Origin of the sequence: Brevibacterium oceani, assembly GCF_017948325.1 — a bacterium.
Classification (GTDB): Bacteria; Actinomycetota; Actinomycetes; order Actinomycetales; family Brevibacteriaceae; genus Brevibacterium; species Brevibacterium oceani.
The window spans coordinates 3602755-3617570 of sequence record NZ_CP072846.1 but is presented as its reverse complement, the minus strand read 5'-3'; the positions used below and the strand labels follow the sequence as shown (position 1 = coordinate 3617570).

Annotated in this window: 16 protein-coding genes and 1 tRNA gene; 7 read left to right on the top strand and 10 right to left on the bottom strand. The window is 63.4% G+C overall.

The features are described 5' to 3' along the window. Positions 1-19: 19 nt before the first annotated feature. On the top strand, positions 20-856 hold the full coding sequence (locus J9314_RS16130; RefSeq protein ID WP_210603319.1) for an NAD(P)-dependent oxidoreductase: 837 nt from the start codon (positions 20-22) through the stop codon (positions 854-856). Positions 857-986: 130 nt separating this feature from the next. Here J9314_RS16130 and J9314_RS16125 read toward each other — a convergent pair whose 3' ends face one another. From J9314_RS16125 to J9314_RS16115, 3 genes are all read right to left on the bottom strand, one after another. Next, positions 987-2180 (bottom strand): PH domain-containing protein, encoded by a 1194-nt coding sequence (locus J9314_RS16125; protein WP_210603318.1) that lies wholly within the window; start codon positions 2178-2180, stop codon positions 987-989. Between the two features lie 24 nt (positions 2181-2204). Then, the gene (locus J9314_RS16120; protein ID WP_210603317.1) at positions 2205-2369 is read right to left on the bottom strand and encodes a hypothetical protein; all 165 of its coding nucleotides are present in this window, start codon (positions 2367-2369) and stop codon (positions 2205-2207) included. Positions 2370-2568: 199 nt separating this feature from the next. Further along, positions 2569-3672 (bottom strand): aldo/keto reductase, encoded by a 1104-nt coding sequence (locus tag J9314_RS16115; RefSeq protein ID WP_425514186.1) that lies wholly within the window; start codon positions 3670-3672, stop codon positions 2569-2571. Between J9314_RS16115 and J9314_RS16110 the strand changes: the two genes are divergently transcribed. After that, positions 3556-4269, top strand: a complete 714-nt coding sequence (locus J9314_RS16110; RefSeq protein WP_210603316.1) for a helix-turn-helix transcriptional regulator — start codon at positions 3556-3558, stop codon at positions 4267-4269. The two genes, J9314_RS16115 and J9314_RS16110, sit on opposite strands and share 117 nt — an antisense overlap. 154 nt (positions 4270-4423) lie before the next feature. Here J9314_RS16110 and J9314_RS16105 read toward each other — a convergent pair whose 3' ends face one another. Then, positions 4424-5614: an epoxide hydrolase family protein gene (locus J9314_RS16105; protein ID WP_246490446.1), complete on the bottom strand. Its 1191-nt coding sequence runs from the start codon at positions 5612-5614 to the stop codon at positions 4424-4426. A 362-nt stretch (positions 5615-5976) separates the two neighbouring features. Between J9314_RS16105 and J9314_RS16100 the strand changes: the two genes are divergently transcribed. Further along, the gene (locus J9314_RS16100) at positions 5977-6642 is read left to right on the top strand and encodes a TetR/AcrR family transcriptional regulator (RefSeq protein ID WP_210603315.1); all 666 of its coding nucleotides are present in this window, start codon (positions 5977-5979) and stop codon (positions 6640-6642) included. Between the two features lie 31 nt (positions 6643-6673). Here the strand turns inward: J9314_RS16100 and J9314_RS16095 are convergent, their stop codons facing one another. After that, entirely contained in the window at positions 6674-6979 is a 306-nt protein-coding gene (locus J9314_RS16095; RefSeq protein WP_210603314.1) for a hypothetical protein, read from the bottom strand. 261 nt (positions 6980-7240) lie between these two features. Next, complete coding sequence (locus J9314_RS16090; protein WP_210603313.1) at positions 7241-8242, bottom strand: aldo/keto reductase; 1002 nt, start codon at positions 8240-8242, stop codon at positions 7241-7243. A 101-nt stretch (positions 8243-8343) separates the two neighbouring features. Here J9314_RS16090 and J9314_RS16085 point away from each other — a divergent pair, with 101 nt between their 5' ends. Continuing rightward, the gene (locus J9314_RS16085) at positions 8344-9183 is read left to right on the top strand and encodes a helix-turn-helix transcriptional regulator (RefSeq protein ID WP_210603312.1); all 840 of its coding nucleotides are present in this window, start codon (positions 8344-8346) and stop codon (positions 9181-9183) included. A gap of 92 nt (positions 9184-9275) precedes the next feature. Here the strand turns inward: J9314_RS16085 and J9314_RS16080 are convergent, their stop codons facing one another. The 4 genes from J9314_RS16080 to J9314_RS16065 form a co-directional block, all read right to left on the bottom strand. Next, the gene (locus J9314_RS16080) at positions 9276-9761 is read right to left on the bottom strand and encodes an RDD family protein (protein ID WP_210603311.1); all 486 of its coding nucleotides are present in this window, start codon (positions 9759-9761) and stop codon (positions 9276-9278) included. 61 nt (positions 9762-9822) lie between these two features. Beyond that, positions 9823-10497: a hypothetical protein gene (locus J9314_RS16075; RefSeq protein WP_210603310.1), complete on the bottom strand. Its 675-nt coding sequence runs from the start codon at positions 10495-10497 to the stop codon at positions 9823-9825. 253 nt (positions 10498-10750) lie between these two features. Next, positions 10751-10823: transfer RNA gene (locus tag J9314_RS16070), tRNA-Lys, on the bottom strand. Positions 10824-11018: 195 nt separating this feature from the next. Continuing rightward, positions 11019-11957 carry a hypothetical protein gene (locus tag J9314_RS16065; protein ID WP_246490445.1) on the bottom strand — a complete coding sequence of 313 codons (939 nt, stop codon included), beginning with the start codon at positions 11955-11957 and terminating at the stop codon, positions 11019-11021. Between the two features lie 175 nt (positions 11958-12132). On the opposite strand from J9314_RS16065, the gene J9314_RS16060 reads away from it, so the two are divergent. The 3 genes from J9314_RS16060 to J9314_RS16050 all read left to right on the top strand — a co-directional run bounded on the left by J9314_RS16060 (position 12133) and on the right by J9314_RS16050 (position 14703). Further along, entirely contained in the window at positions 12133-12720 is a 588-nt protein-coding gene (locus tag J9314_RS16060) for a hypothetical protein (protein ID WP_181272717.1), read from the top strand. A 303-nt stretch (positions 12721-13023) separates the two neighbouring features. After that, positions 13024-13689, top strand: a complete 666-nt coding sequence (locus tag J9314_RS16055; protein ID WP_246490444.1) for a DUF47 domain-containing protein — start codon at positions 13024-13026, stop codon at positions 13687-13689. Positions 13690-13692: 3 nt separating this feature from the next. Further along, positions 13693-14703 (top strand): inorganic phosphate transporter, encoded by a 1011-nt coding sequence (locus J9314_RS16050; RefSeq protein WP_210603309.1) that lies wholly within the window; start codon positions 13693-13695, stop codon positions 14701-14703. Positions 14704-14816 lie beyond the last annotated feature (113 nt).

The window sequence follows — 14816 nt, the reverse complement described above, 5'->3', positions numbered from 1 at the left end:
CCGCACCGAGGAGGTATTGTTGACTATCCCGACCACCGTCACTCCCGTCGGCTTCATAGGCTTGGGTGACCAGGGCCTTCCCATGGCGAATGCGATCGCCGAGGCTGGATTCGACTTGCACGTCTGGGCGCGACGGCCCGCCTCCCTGAAGGCTCTCACCCGAACTGCCCACGTCGCACACGACTCGATCGCATCGCTCGCCTCGGCCGTGGACATCGTCGCTCTGTGCGTGAGCACCGACGACGGAGTCGTGCAGCTCGTTGAGGAGATTCTGCCCTTCTTGGGGGCTGGGAAGACTGTGATCAATCATGGCACGGGGACCCCCGGCAACGCGCGGCGAATGAGTGAACTCGCCGAGGATGCAGGCATCGCCGTGCTCGACGCGCCTGTCAGCGGCGGCCGTCCCGCGGCAGCAGCACATGCTCTCACCGTATTCCTCGGTGGGCCCGCCGACGCTGTGGACGCAACGACACCGGTCATGCAGGCCTACGCGGAGAACATTATTCACATGGGAGCGTCCGGAGCAGGCCAGATGACCAAGCTGCTGAACAATGCCCTCCTCATCCTCAATCAGGCTGCGATCGCTGACGTGTTCGAACTAGGGGTGCAGACCGGTCTGTCCGCCAACGCGCTCGCTCCTGCGCTGCGGGCCGGATCGGCGGACAGTCGTGCTCTGCGTCTGATGAACACGATGGTGACGCCGAACACCGTCGATCATCTTGCTGAGGTGGAAGCACTCGATATGCAGATCCTCGAGGAGGCTCTGCGGAGCGAAGGAATCGATGCATCAGCGATCATTCAACGGGGATTGTCCGGAACCGATCGCCTCGGCGCTGTGATCGAACAACTCCAATGATGGGTACAGGCCCGGCAGTTCCACTCGGGCGTGCCTGTGAGGGACCGCGCGCCACGATGAGTGAGGGTCGGCTGCGGTTTCGCGAACTCTGAGGCCGCAGGTGTCGCCCGACTCCCACCGGGTCCCGAGTTCAGATCCCGATCGTGTTCTCTCGGTATCGGGCCAGAAGGACTCTGAGCTGCCGGGACTCGCGCTCCGACAATGCGCTGAATCCGAAGCGTGCCTCAGCCAGGCTCCGGCTCGCTCGATCTGTGGCGGTGCGACCCTTCGAGGTGATCTCGACGAGAACCGTTTCGTCGTCTTCGGGGCAGACGACTCGCTTGACCATGCTCGCGTCCTCGAGCCATGTCACCGAAGACGAGGTCGACGGTGCTGTGCCCTGCAGCCGATCGAACAGGTCGACGAGAGGGATCGCGCCTTGAGCGTCGAGGAACAGCATGAGCAAGACCTCGAATCGAGAATAGTTCAGCCCGAGGGGGCGAAGCAGCTCATCCAACTCAGCGGTGAGACGACGCTGAGTGTCCATCAGTGTCGTGACGGCCTCCATGCGGGCCCGTTCAGGCCAGCGCAGGTCCCAGGCATACGCGGTTTCCGAAATCGGATCGGCGGGAGAGGTCTCATGGATCACGATCTCCTCCGATGTCTCAGACTGCCTTGGCATCTCCAGCTCCATGGTCTTCCATTGGTAAGACTCTCCTGCTGAGATGTCGGAGTCCACGTCGGTGATGACCTCTGACTGTGAATCTGTCTCGTCTGTGGCGATGGCGTTGTCTTCTGTTGCGGACTGGGCATCGTTATCTTCGTCTGAATCGAAGGGTGAGAATGCCGAACGTAGGCCCGAACGCTGGATGACGCGTTGGATGGTGAGATCGCGTTCGTCGGGTCGACCCACAAATCGAATATCGCGCAGACCCTGGTCTTGCGCTGCGGATTCGAAGACGAAGTGCCCGTACCTGAATACCCGACCCAACAGAGGTTTGTGCACCGAGATGTCGAGGATGCGCGACATCGGCATCGTGGCCTTGTGCTGGGTGAAGATGCCGTGGATCCGGAAGACGCGCATGTTCGTGATGACGAACCTGTCCATGTGCACGATCAGGAACCGATAGGCGCCGAACAGAACGATTGCCGTTCCGATACCCACGGGAATCCAGGCGAACTGCAGTGCGACCACCGTGCTGGCGGACATCACCGCAACTCCGAGTACGATGATCGCAGTTGGAATGAAGAAGGCCAGTGGATGACGACGCACCTCATCGATGACTCGTTCGCCTTCGGTGGAGATGAGATGCTCATCGACCCTCGGATCAAACAGCGTGGCCACGACGAAGTTCCGTGTGCACCGAGGTCAGGCTGAGAGCTCGGTGAAGAAGGTGACGATGGAACCCACTCCGGTTCCGACTGCCGCAAAGGCATTTCGAACGGCTTCGGCGGAGTCCTCGGGCCGGGTGAACAGATAGAAGGCTCCGAAGACGATGACGAGCGTGACGATGGTCCGCTTCAACCACTTCACGAGAACTCCTTTTGCCGCACCGTAGCGGCTGCGGACGTTTGGCTGCAAACTCCTTTATAGTAACGCTGCCTGTCACTTAGTCTGAAGAGGACGCGCCGACGAAGTGTGATGACGCTCTCGTTATCGCATGATTATTCTCCGATGACTTCTTTCCGTCACTTGACGTTCACTTCAGCGCCGGGTCGCCGGGGCCCTGCTCTCAGCGCTCGCTGTCCAGCTGGGCCATGAGGGCCTCCGGGTAGCGGTCGCCCTGGACCTCGGAACCGTCGAGCACCTCGGCGACAGCGGTGAGATCAGTGGGGCTGAGCTCGACTTCGGCACTTGAGAGGGTCGCGCTGACCTGCTCCGATGTTCGCGAACCGACGACAGGGACGATGTCCTCACCTTGCGCTTCCACCCAGGCGATCGCGAGCTGGGGCAGCGTGATCCCCTTCGCCGAGGCGACGGCACCCAACGCTGAGACGATTCGTTCGTTGTGGGTGAGGTTGTCCCCCTGGAAACGGGGGAACATCGCCCTGGTCCCGTCGGTCTTACCTGCGAGCAGTCCCTTCGCCAGCGCTCCGTACGCTGTGACGCCGATCCCGAGATCGCGGCAGGCGGCGAGGATTCCGTTGGACTCGATGGAACGGGTGAGCAGAGAGTACTCGATCTGCAGGTCGCTGATCGGAGCGACCTGCGCTGCTCGGCGGAGCGTCTCCGCGCCGACCTCGCTCAGTCCGATCGACCGCACGTACCCGGCCTCGGCGAGCTCGGCGATCGTGCCCACTGTCTCTTCGATCGGTACGTTCGGGTCGAGTCGCGCCGGGCGGTAGATGTCGACGTGGTCCGTGCCGAGGCGCCGGAGTGTGTAGGCAAGGGAACTGCGGACTGTATCGGGTCGAGAGTCGAAACCGATGAAGGATCCGTCGGGGGAGAGCACGGCGCCGAACTTCACTGAGAGGACGACCTCATCGCGACTGCGTCCCTTCAGCGCTCTGCCGATGAGCATCTCGTTGTGCCCGGCTCCGTAGAAGTCGCCGGTGTCGATGAGGGTGCCGCCGGCGTCGAGGTACGTGTGGATCGCGGAGACGCCTTCGTCGTCCGTCGTCGGGCCGTAGGCACCCGTGAGCAGCTGCGACCGGAAGATGTCGGTCTCGGCAGCACTGTTCGGCGTCGCACTCCCGGCCTCAGGCGAGAGGAGGTGGCGATGCTCGCCGGTGTCTCCGTCGACTACTATTCCCGGCTCGAACAGAGTCGTGGGGCGACACCATCGGCCGGAGTCGTCAACGCGGTTGCTCGAGCTCTGCAGTGCGACCGGGATCAGCGTGATCATCTGTTGTATCTCGCGGGCCATCCCGTCCCTCCGCGCAGTGCCGACGGACACATCCGTCCAGGGCTCATCGCCGTGGCCGACCGGCTCGTCGACGTTCCGGCTGTCATCGTCACCGACCTCGGCGAAGTGATCTGGGCGAACCCGTTGGGGCGTGCATTGTTCACGGACCTGCCGGAGGCGCCGGGACGGGAACGGAACCTCATCTGGAAGTGGTTCGAGGACCCGGAGTCGCGACCGATGCCCGAGGAGGACTGGGAGAAGATTTCGGCAGCGCATGTGAGCGATCTGCGGGCAACGTATGCGCGCAGATCTGGGGACCGACTAGTGAAAGAGTTCGTAACGGATCTCATCGAGGTCAGCGACGAGTTCGCTGAACTGTGGGAGCGCCACGATGTAGCAGTCAGGCGTTCCGACATCAAGGTATTCACTCATCATGATGTCGGCCGACTCGAGTTCCGGTGCGAAGTGCTGCTCACTCCGGACGACGATATCTCGCTGCTGGTCTTCTTCCCCTTCGAAGGGACGGAGACGGCGAGTCGTTTGGAGCTGCTCGGGGTCGTCGGGACACAGTCGTTGACAACGGGATGAGCGATCGGCGGTGGCAGGACGGGTCGATCCCGCTCCAGCACCTCTTCGGCGGTCAGCTCGAACGCTGAACGTCCTCCACAGTCGCCGGGGCTCCACTGGTGCATGACGCCGACCAACTCGTCCACTAGCGTGTTTGTACAAGCTCCAGTCTGGTTCAGAGAGGAGCTGCGAAGAAGGCCGTTCTCAGCTCGGTGACGAACGTGTCGGGCACTTCTAACATGGGGAAGTGACCACCGCGGTCGAGGACATTCCAGTGGCGCAAGTCGGTGAACCGTCGTTCGACCCAAGAACGGGGGAGCTTGCGCAGTTCCTTGGGAAAGACGGAGACCGCAGAAGGTATGTCTATCGATGTCGTCATGTCCAGACCGGGACTGAACTCAGCATCGCCGTTGATGTTCTCCCAATACAGTCGAGCAGAGGAAGCACCGGATGCACTGAACCAATACAGCGCGACGTTGTCGAGCAGTCGCTGGCGTGACACAGCATTCTCCGGGTGTCCGTCACAGTCGGCGGCGTCGTGGAACTTCTCAATGATCCAGCTGAGCAGGGCAACGGGTGAGTCGACGAGTCCGTAGCCGACGGTCTGTGGTCTGGTGGATTGGATTGCCGCGTATCCCATTCCACTCCGCCGGAACTGCTCTTCGTGATCCAGCCAGGCACGTTCCGTGTTGGTGAGTTGGTCGTCGTCGAATCCACCCGGTCGGGAGGCATGCGGAACTGTGGTGTGCATCATCGCGACCTTCTCAGGATGGCGGATGGCCAACGTAATGGTGACCATGGCGCCCCAGTCTCCGCCCTGTGCGAGGAAACGTTCATAACCGAGCCTGTCCATGAGCTCTGCCCAAGCGTCGGCGATTCGTCGCAGGCCCCAACCAGTGTTGCTGGGCTTTTCCGAGAAGCCGAAACCAGGGAGCGACGGCAGTACAACGTGGAAGGCGGGCTCGTCGTCGGGTGGATTCACCAGTCCGTCGATCACGTCGAGGGCCTCGACGACCGACCCGGGCCAGCCATGGGTGATCAGCAGCGGGCGCGCGTCTGTTCGAGATGACCTGATGTGCAGAAAATGGATGTCTAATCCGTCGAGCTCGGTGTGCCACTGGCCGTACGCGTTGAGTTCGCCCTCCAGGCGGCGCCAGTCATGGTCGCACAGCCAGGAATGGCTCAGTTGGCGAACATAGTTGAGCGGAATGCCCTGCTCCCATTCCTCGCCGTCTCGCGTTACGGTTTCGTTTTCGGCCAACCGGGTGCGACGTAAACGTTCGTGCAGGTCATCGATGGTCGCGGCTGACAAGTGGAGAGTGAACGGCATGATCTCAGTGCTCGGGGTGCGTTGATCTTTGGTCATTGTGAAACTCCTTTCGGGAGGTCAGTCGGTGTCGTAGCGTGTCTTTAGAACCACAGCTGTGCCTTCATGATTCGGGCTTGATCGCCCAGTGAGCGATCCGCGCGGCTCCCCATGGCCGTTCCGCCAGTCGACGATCATGAAGTCGTCTCCCAGAGAAGCGACCCCGAATTGCTCAATCCCACGTTTCCGAGCGGATCCAGCCGAGCGTGACAACCTCCACCCGACAAGTGCGGTCTCCGGGTGTGGTTTCCGTGATCCACGGTTTGCAGCGCTCAACTCCCAACTCCAACGGTGTAGTTGCAAATATACGGAGCGTGAGCGGCAATTGCAACCGGATCGTTGGATTTGGGTAGACTTGCGAAATGGCTTGGGACACGGAGGGTACACGGCGGCGAATCAGGGAATCGGCGACTGCCGAATTCGCTGCATTCGGCCCGGACGGCACAACGATGGCGCGCATCGCCGAACGTGCAGGAGTGAACAAGGAGCGCCTGTACAACTACTTCGGCGACAAGCGGGCACTGTTCCGTGTGGTTCTCTCCGATGAGTTGACCCATCTGTCTGAATCGGTAGTCCTCCCTGCTGGGGATGACTTCGAACTGATCGGCGAATTCGCGGGCAGGACGTACGACTATTATTCTGAACACCCTGAGCTCGCGCGATTGCTGCTTTGGGAGGGACTCGCCGACGGGACGATCGTTGATGAAGCGGATCGCACCGATCATTACCGGCAGAAGGTCGCCGCCTACAGTGACGCTCAGCGGGCCGGAATTGTCGGTAGCGCCATCGACGCCGATCACCTGGTGCTGTTGGTCATCGGCCTGGCGGCGTGGTGGTTCTGCGTGCCGCAGCTAGCGCGGATGGTCACCGGCATTGCTCCGGACAATGAAGTCGAACAGCAACGGCGCCGGTCCTCGGTGGTCACCGCCGCACAGCAGTTGGCCGAGGCGCGTGGCGACGCCGACCCTCTGCGGGGCCCCGCTCGTTCGTCTGCAGCACGCGGCAACCGGGCATCCGACGACGAGTGAGTCCTGGCTGTGACTTGCCGCTCAAGTGTCACTAGATCACGATCGTGTTCTCTCGGTATCGGGCCAGAAGGACTCTGAGCTGCCGGGACTCGCGCTCCGACAATGCGCTGAATCCGAGGCGTGCGTCAGCAAGACTCCGGCTTGCTCGACCCGTGGCGGTTCGCCCCTTTGAAGTGATCGCAACAAGAACCGTTTCGTCGTCGAGGCAGATGACTCGCTTGACCAAGCTGGCGCCCTCGAACCATGTCACCGAAGACGAGGCCGACGGTGCTGTGCCCTGCAGTCGATTGAAAAGGTCGACGAGAGGGATCGCTTCCTGAGCGTCGAGGAACAGCATGAGCAGAATCTCGAATCGAGAATAGTGCAGCCCGAGAGAGCGAAGCAGCTCATCCAGGTCAGCGGTGAGACGACGCTGAGTGTCCATCGGTGTCGTGACGGCCTCCATGCGGGCCCGTTCAGGCCAGCGCATGTCCTACGCCTGCGCGGTTTCCAAAACCGGATCAGCGGGAGAGGACTCATGGATCGCGATCTCCTCCGAGGTCTTCTACTCGTCATTCGACGTTCACCTCGGCGCCGGGTTGACTGAAGAACCCTGCTCTCAGCGTTCGCTGTCGAGTTCAGCCATGAGCGCCTCGGGATAGCGGTGGCCGCGGACCTCTGAATCGCTCAGCACCTCGGCGATGGCACTGAGATCCTCGGGGTTTAGCTCCACCTCAGTGCTCGACAGTGTGGCTGTGACCTGGTCCGAGGTGCGCGATCCGACGACCGGGACGATGTCCTCACCCTGTGCTGCCACCCAGGCGATCGCGAGCTGGGGGAGTGTGGTCCCCTTCGCCGAGGCGATCTCACCCAGACGTGCGACGATACCTTCATTGTGGGCGAGGTTCTCCCCTTGGAAGCGTGGGAACATCGCTCGGCGCCCATCGGTCTTCCCCGCTAACAGTCCCTTCGCCAGTGCCCCGTAGGCAGTGATGCCGATCCCGAGCTCACGACACGCGGCGAGGATTCCGTTCGACTCGATCGACCGCGTGAGCAGGGAATATTCGATCTGCAGGTCACTGATCGGAGCGACTTTCGCCGCTCGGCGGATCGTCTCCGCGCCGACTTCGCTCAAACCGATCGACCGCACGTACCCAGACTCGACGAGTTCGGCGATCGCGCCCACAGTCTCCTCGATCGGCACGTTCGGGTCCAGCCGAGCAGGACGATAGATGTCGACGTGGTCCGTGCGGAGGCGACGCAGTGAGTAGGCCAGAGAGTTCCGGACGGCCTCGGGCCGTCCGTCGAATCCGATGAAAGCACCATCGGGTGAGAGCATGGCGCCGAACTTCACCGACAGGACGACATCGTCGCGGCTGCGGTCTGCAAGGGCACGACCGATGAGCATCTCATTGTGCCCGGCTCCGTAGAAGTCGCCGGTGTCGATAAGGGTGCCGTGGGCGTCGAGGTAGGTGTGGATCGCGGTGATCCCCTCACTGTCCGTCGTGGGACCGTAGGCCCCCGACATGCTCATGGCTCCGAGACCAGGTGTGGTGACGAGGGGGCCGTCGGTGCCGAGGCGGCGATGGGAGATGGTCTGTGATTCGTTGTGTGTAGTCATGCCGCCCAGTCTGTCCGGGTTGATCGACGGGGAGAATGCTCTGTCGATCCACGGACAACCTGTCCCTGGATACTCGACCGAGTTGGGCGGAGAATGATGAGATGACTGATCGTTCGGGCCTCGCTGATTTCCTTCGCCGACGCCGTGAGCAGCTTCGACCGGAAGATGTCGGACTCGGCAGTACGGTTCGGCGGCGCACTCCGGGCCTCAGACGTGAGGAGGTGGCGATGCTCGCCGGCGTCTCAGTCGACTACTATTCCCGGCTCGAACAGAGACGCGGGGCGACGCCGTCCGTCGGGGTCGTCAACGCGGTCGCTCGAGCCCTCCAATGTGACAGGGATCAACGAGATCATCTGTTGCACCTCGCGGGCCATGCTGTCCCTCCGCGCAGTGCGGACGGTCATATCCGACCTGGGCTCATCGCGCTGGCCAACAGGCTCGTCGACGTTCCGGCTGTCATCGTCACCGACCTCGGCGAAGTGGTCTGGGCGAACCCGTTGGGCCGTGCACTGTTCACCGACCTTCCGGAAGGACAGGGCCGGGAACGGAACCTCATCTGGAAGTGGTTCGAGGACCCGCAGTCGCGCCCGATGCCTGAGGAGTACTGGGAGAAGATCTCGGCAGCGCATGTGAGCGATCTGCGGGCAACGTATGCGCGCAGGTCGGGGGACCGCCGGGTGAAAGAGTTCGTAACGGATCTCATCGATGTCAGCGACGAGTTCGCTGAACTGTGGGAGCGCCACGATGTAGCAGTCAGGCGTTCCGACATCAAGGTCTTCACTCATCATGAGGTCGGTCGGCTCGAGTTCCGGTGCGAAGTGCTGCTCACTCCGGATGACGATATCTCGCTGCTGGTCTTCTTCCCGCTCGAACGGACGGGGACGGCGAGTCGTTTGGAGCTGCTCGGGGTCGTCGGAACGCAGTCGCTGACATCGGGATGAGCGACGGGCGGTGGCAGGACGGAGCGATCCCGCTCCAGTGCTTTTTCGGCGGTCTGGTCGAACGCTGAGGCCGCGCGTACCTGACTTCGCGTCTATCTGACCTGCGACGTTCGGCGGAAGACCTTGACCGGTACAGAGTCGATCGTCGGTGCGTCGAGGAACGCCCAGATGACGACGGTGATGGCGATCGGGAAGAACCCGACGGCGAGGTATCGTCCCATTCCACGCCAGAGCCCGACGCGCCTGCCGTGATCCACCTGCAGCGACACAACGCCGCACAGTGCCTGGCCGGGCGAAGCAGTGCACCCGTAGAGGGCACCGAAGACGAGGACCATGAGCGGGTAGCTGATGAGACACGCTCTCGTCGCGGCATCGAGTGAGATCACGCTCGCTGCGGACAGAGCCAGGGCCATGCCGATGATCAGTCCGGTGGAGACGAGGACGAAGAGCGCGTCGAGGATCCTCGCCCACCAGCGCCTGGTCGGTGAGGCTTGTGGCAGGAGAGCGCCGTTGCGGTAGGTCCCATCCGCCGGGTCATGCATCTTGGTACGGACGTAGGCTCCGTAGTTCGCGCTCATCTGCTCAATTCTCTCGTCATCGGCTGGGCACCCGGCCCTGCCATCATATTCGCTCTGCAGCTCAGGGCGCGGGGATGTCGAACTCGGAGCGGAACTCCGGGACCTTCTTGTTCTCGCCGATGACCTTCGCTTCCGGTCGGACGTACGCACCCTTGAGGGAATCGGCGGTCTCGCTGATGTAGATCGGCACATAGCCGGTGTGCTCGCCCTCGCGGCGGGGAGCACTGTCGAAGTACTCATAGCCGGCGTCTTCGAGTTCGTCCTTCGCCGTCGATGCGTAGTTCGCCTCGTCTCCTCCGTCATCGAGGTAGAAGTCGGACACGCTGATCGTTCCGCCGTATTCCTTGCCGGGGACGACCCTCACCTCGAGGTAGACCATCTCACCGTCGGGGTTGTCGCTGGCTTCGTAGTATTCGGTGGGGTTGTTGCGCACCGCCGAGACGATGGTGACGACGTCCCCGGTCTCCTCGTCGGTGAATTCGGCGCCGACCTTCACCTCGGTGCCCTCACCTGCGGCAGCCGCGCCGTCGGTCTCCGCTGCCTCCTCAGCTTCCTCGGTCTCCTGCGAGAGCGGAGCCGAATCGGACTCTTCGGTCCGTTCCTGCTCGCTGGAGTCGGCCTCGTCGGCGGTGTCCCGATCGTTCGCCCCGCAGGCTGTGAGCGCAAGCACCGAGGCGACGGCGACAGCGGCTGAACGTGTGAGCAGCGTGGTCGGGCGGAGTCGGATGCGGTTCATGGTTCTTCCCTGCTTTCGATTGGAGGAGCCGACCGCGAACGGTGCCGTCGGCGGCAGTAAGTAGCTGACGGGTCCGACACTATGCGGTCTCTCGCCTGCAGAGGGTGCTCGATAGGGCACATGCTGTGCCGGTTCTGATACAACCGATGGGCTGCGCTGCACTCGACGGGCACCGGAGCCCGTCCGCCTCTGCGACCCAATATGACGAATGCCCCTCACCTGCGTTTATGCAGGTGAGGGGCATTGTCGAGTGTGGGCCCCGTGGGGATCGAACCCACGACCCGCGGATTAAAAGTCCGCTGCTCTACCAACTGAGCTAGAGGCCCCTTCCCAACATGACCGCATGGCAGAGCCCGCGAGAAGCAGTTGGAGACTCACTCATATTAGAGGTTCGCGACCGCATTACTCAAACCCGACTCAGGGGCATAAGAACGGGGCCGACGGCGACTCTCATCACCGTCGACCCCATTCAGAGAGTCCCTCAGATCTTCGTCCTGCAGTTCACCACAGAACGCTGACGATCACTTCTCCAGTTCGGGGCGATCATCACCGTCATAGGTCCGAGGCAGACCGTCCGGCGCCTCGAGCTTTGCGGAGTCGCTGGGTTCGATGACCTCGGACTCGATGCCCTTGTCCTTCTTCAGCTTCCCGACCAGCGCGGAGACGTACTTGAGCCCCGACAGCAGTCTGCGATCCTTCTTCGGGGCCACATACTCGGGATCGGTCTCGATGGGGAAGACCGTCGGTGCGGCACCGAACGCTTCGGTCGACTCCTTTGCGACCTGGCGGGCCATCTGCGCGTTGACCACGCCGCCGATGACAGCACCGATGCCGAAAGGCAGGAGCCGACCGACGAGGGAACCGCCGGCGCGCGCGGCGAACTTGCGGATGAAGGTCTTCCGCAGTTTGCGCACCAGCAGATCCACCAGCGGAGCGGGCAGCTGTTTGGTCACGGTCGAACCCCAGCTGCCGAGCATGGAGTCCACTCCGCCGTTCTTCTTGCTGAAACGCTGAACGAGGTTCTTCCCGTCCTTGCCCAGCATGAGGCCGAGCACCAGTGCGTTCGCACGCTTGGCATCGGCGACAGGCAGTCCGTGGATCTCCGAGACCGCCTGCGCGAACAGAGCGGTGCCCTCGAGGAATCCTCCGGTCTCCACGGTTGCCACGCCGAGAGCTGCGGTCGTGCCGAGCCCGGGGACGGCCGCGGTGGCACCGACTGCGGCTCCGCTTGAGGTCGTGAGCGTGAGGTAGTGACGGCGAATGATCTTGATGAGCTCTTCGGGAGTCGCATCGGGGTGCCTGCGGCGCAGACTGCGCACATAGGCCAGGGCGACGGGGCGCTGCACGGACAGCAGACGCGACAACATCGACTGGGCGCGGGGATTGAGGGTGCCATCGTCGTTGACCGCGAGCTGCGCCGCCTTGTCGATGCCCTTCTTCGCCACTGATGATTTTGCCACGAGAGTTCCTCCTCGTTTCGGTCACTCGCACCTGCGGGTCGCAGACGCGAATCACTGCCAAGCTTAGTAGCGACCACTGTGAGTCGAACGAGCGGATCCTGACCGTCGAACGAAAGCCGGACTGTGACCTGCGCCCTGGTCGGCGCACACTTGCAGGGACTAGACTGCCCTGACGATGACACAGCGCCCCTTCCACCGCCCCGTTCCCCTCGCCGACCTCGACTCCGTCGGCGCCTCCGACGACCCCGTCTCCCGCTCCGAAACGTCCCACGCCACCGCTGCCCTGCTCCTCGGTGATGCCGACGGCAACCGCGACGAGGCGGCCACCAGGCGATTCATCGACCTCGCCGATGACATCGGCTTCGAGCTCATCGCCGAGATGTGGTCGGCCGCCCCCGCCGTCTCCGCACCCGGTGCCCTCTGGCGCCTCTACGCCCTGCGCCAGTGGATCAGGACCGCGCCTCGCGAACTCTCCGAGATGTTCTCTGACGGACAGCGTCGCATCGACCGCGGCATCGGCTACGAGGAGATCCTCGCCGGCGTCGAGCTCCCCGCCGGCCCCGACGAAGTCGCCCGCGCGATCGACGAGATCCTCGCCGGGGCCTTCCGCGGCGACGTCGTCATCGCCCTGCTGCGCGCCGCCGCGTTCGTCGGCATCTGCGCCGAAGGCACCGACGACGCGGACACGGGCACCCGACTGCGCCGACTCTCCCAGGACCTCACCGACGCCGCCGTCGCCCATCGCCGAGGCGGCCTCGACTGACCGGTGACCCCCGGAAGCAGTCTCGCCGAGGTGGCCCCGACCAACTCACGCACGCTCGTTTCCGTCTCGCCGACCTCGGGATCGTATTCCTGCCCGGCCATCATCGGGACTGTGAGATTATCAACGCACGAAGGGCCGCCTCGGCGGTGGACTCATCAGTGTGAACGAGTATCGTAGGGGGTGGCCTTCGGGCCACCGGACGCTGGATCGCTGAAGCCCCGGGCTCCAAATTCAGCCGCTTCGAGCGGCCTTCCGCCGAGAGGCGCTCTCGGTCCAGCGTTCGGCACATATCATTGAGGCATCATGCACATTCGTCCGGCGCGACCGGGCCCCGGGCAGGAGGAGCGCATGCGGCTCAAGCGAGTACCGCAGGACACTGTCTTCTATGAGCGGCTGTCCGATCTCGTCTCTCAGATGCGGCAATGCAATCTGGTGCTCGCTGAACTCTCCGGCATCGACGTCGGCTCCCGTCGTGACGTCGCCGACCGCCTCCGCGAGATCGGGGACAAGGCCGACGAAGACATGGGCGCGATGCTGCGGGCACTGCGGGAGAACTACATCACCCCCTTCGACCGCAACGACCTGTACCTGCTCAGCCATCACATGCGAGACATCTGCCACCGCCTGCACGGGGTCGGCTTCGTCCTCGCCTCCGAGGCGTTCGATCCTCTGCCCTCCGGTGTCCCGGAGACCCTCGCGGTGCTGTCGAACCAGACCGACCACACCTCCCGCCTGATCAGTCGGCTGCCGGGCAAGCTCGACCAGTGGGACTATGTCGATGCGATCAATCGGTTGACGTACCAGGTCGAGACCCTGCAGTGGCGGATGTCGGACGCGGTGCCGAACTCCAAACGAGGGCTGACCTACATGGCCGCGGTCTCCCAGCTCGGGCAGGCGTTCGTCCGGGCCGCCCACGGATTCACCGAGCTCGGCAAGGTCGTCGCCGCCATCGCGATCAAGGAGTCGTAGTCCGTGGAGCTGCTGTTGGCCGGTGTCATCATCGCCGCGGTGATCTTCGCCGGCTCGAACGGCTTCCACGACGCCGCTCTGACCATCGGCAACGCCGTTGTCGGGCGTGCACTCAAACCGGGCTGGGCGCTCAGCCTGGCCGTGGTCTTCAACTTCATCGGGGCGCTGCTCGGCGAAGGCATCGCCCTCGTCGTGGCCAACCAGATCGTCTTGTTCACCGGCTCGGACTCCCTCATCCTCACCTGTCTGCTCATCGCCTTCGTCGCAGCGACGATCTGGAGTCTGTTCACCTATTTCCTCGCGCTTCCGGTGTCTTCGACGCACTGTCTGATCGGCGGTCTGCTCGGCGCCGGTGTGGTCTTCGGGTTCTCGGTCAACGGTGCCGAGGCGATGAACTCCGTGGTGTGGCCGCTGCTGCTCTCACCTATTCTCGGGTTCGCTCTGGCCTGGGCGCTGACGCTGCTGGTGTCGAAGCTGCTTGCCTCGACACCGCCGAAACCGATGTTCAGAGGTGCGCGCATGGTCGACTCCGTGCTCACGGCCTCGCTGTCACTCGTCCACGGCGTCCAGGATGCACAGAAGGTCGCGGCCCTGGTCATGGTGGCCATCCTCGCGGCCGATTCCACCGCGCAGGATGGTCTCTCGGTCTTCGACATCTCATGGCCGGTGCGCATTCTCATCGCCGCCGCGCTGGCAGTGGGCACCGGGCTGAGCGGTTGGCGAGTGGTGCGGACCCTGTCGGTGCGGATGGTCCGACTCGACCCGCTCAAATCGGCCGTGGCCGACGGGGCCGCCTCGGTGCTCATGTACATTGCGGCCCTGGTCATGCGCGTGCCGGTGTCGCTGACCTTCGTGCTCGGGTCGTCGATCCTCGGCACCCAGTACGCGGGTCGGAAGGGCCACGCTCGGGCCCGCTACTTCGTGCCGATGTTCGGTGTGTGGCTGCTGACGATCCCGGCCGCGGCGCTGTTGGCCGTGGTGATCGGCGGGATCGTCAGGGTCACGGTCATGTGACTGCTGTTTGTGTCTGCCGCCCGAGACAACGGCGCCGCGCCGAGACCACTGTGTGTGCAGGAACCGTGGTCTCGGCGCGACGCCGTTGTCTCGACGGGCTCGTACCGATGGCC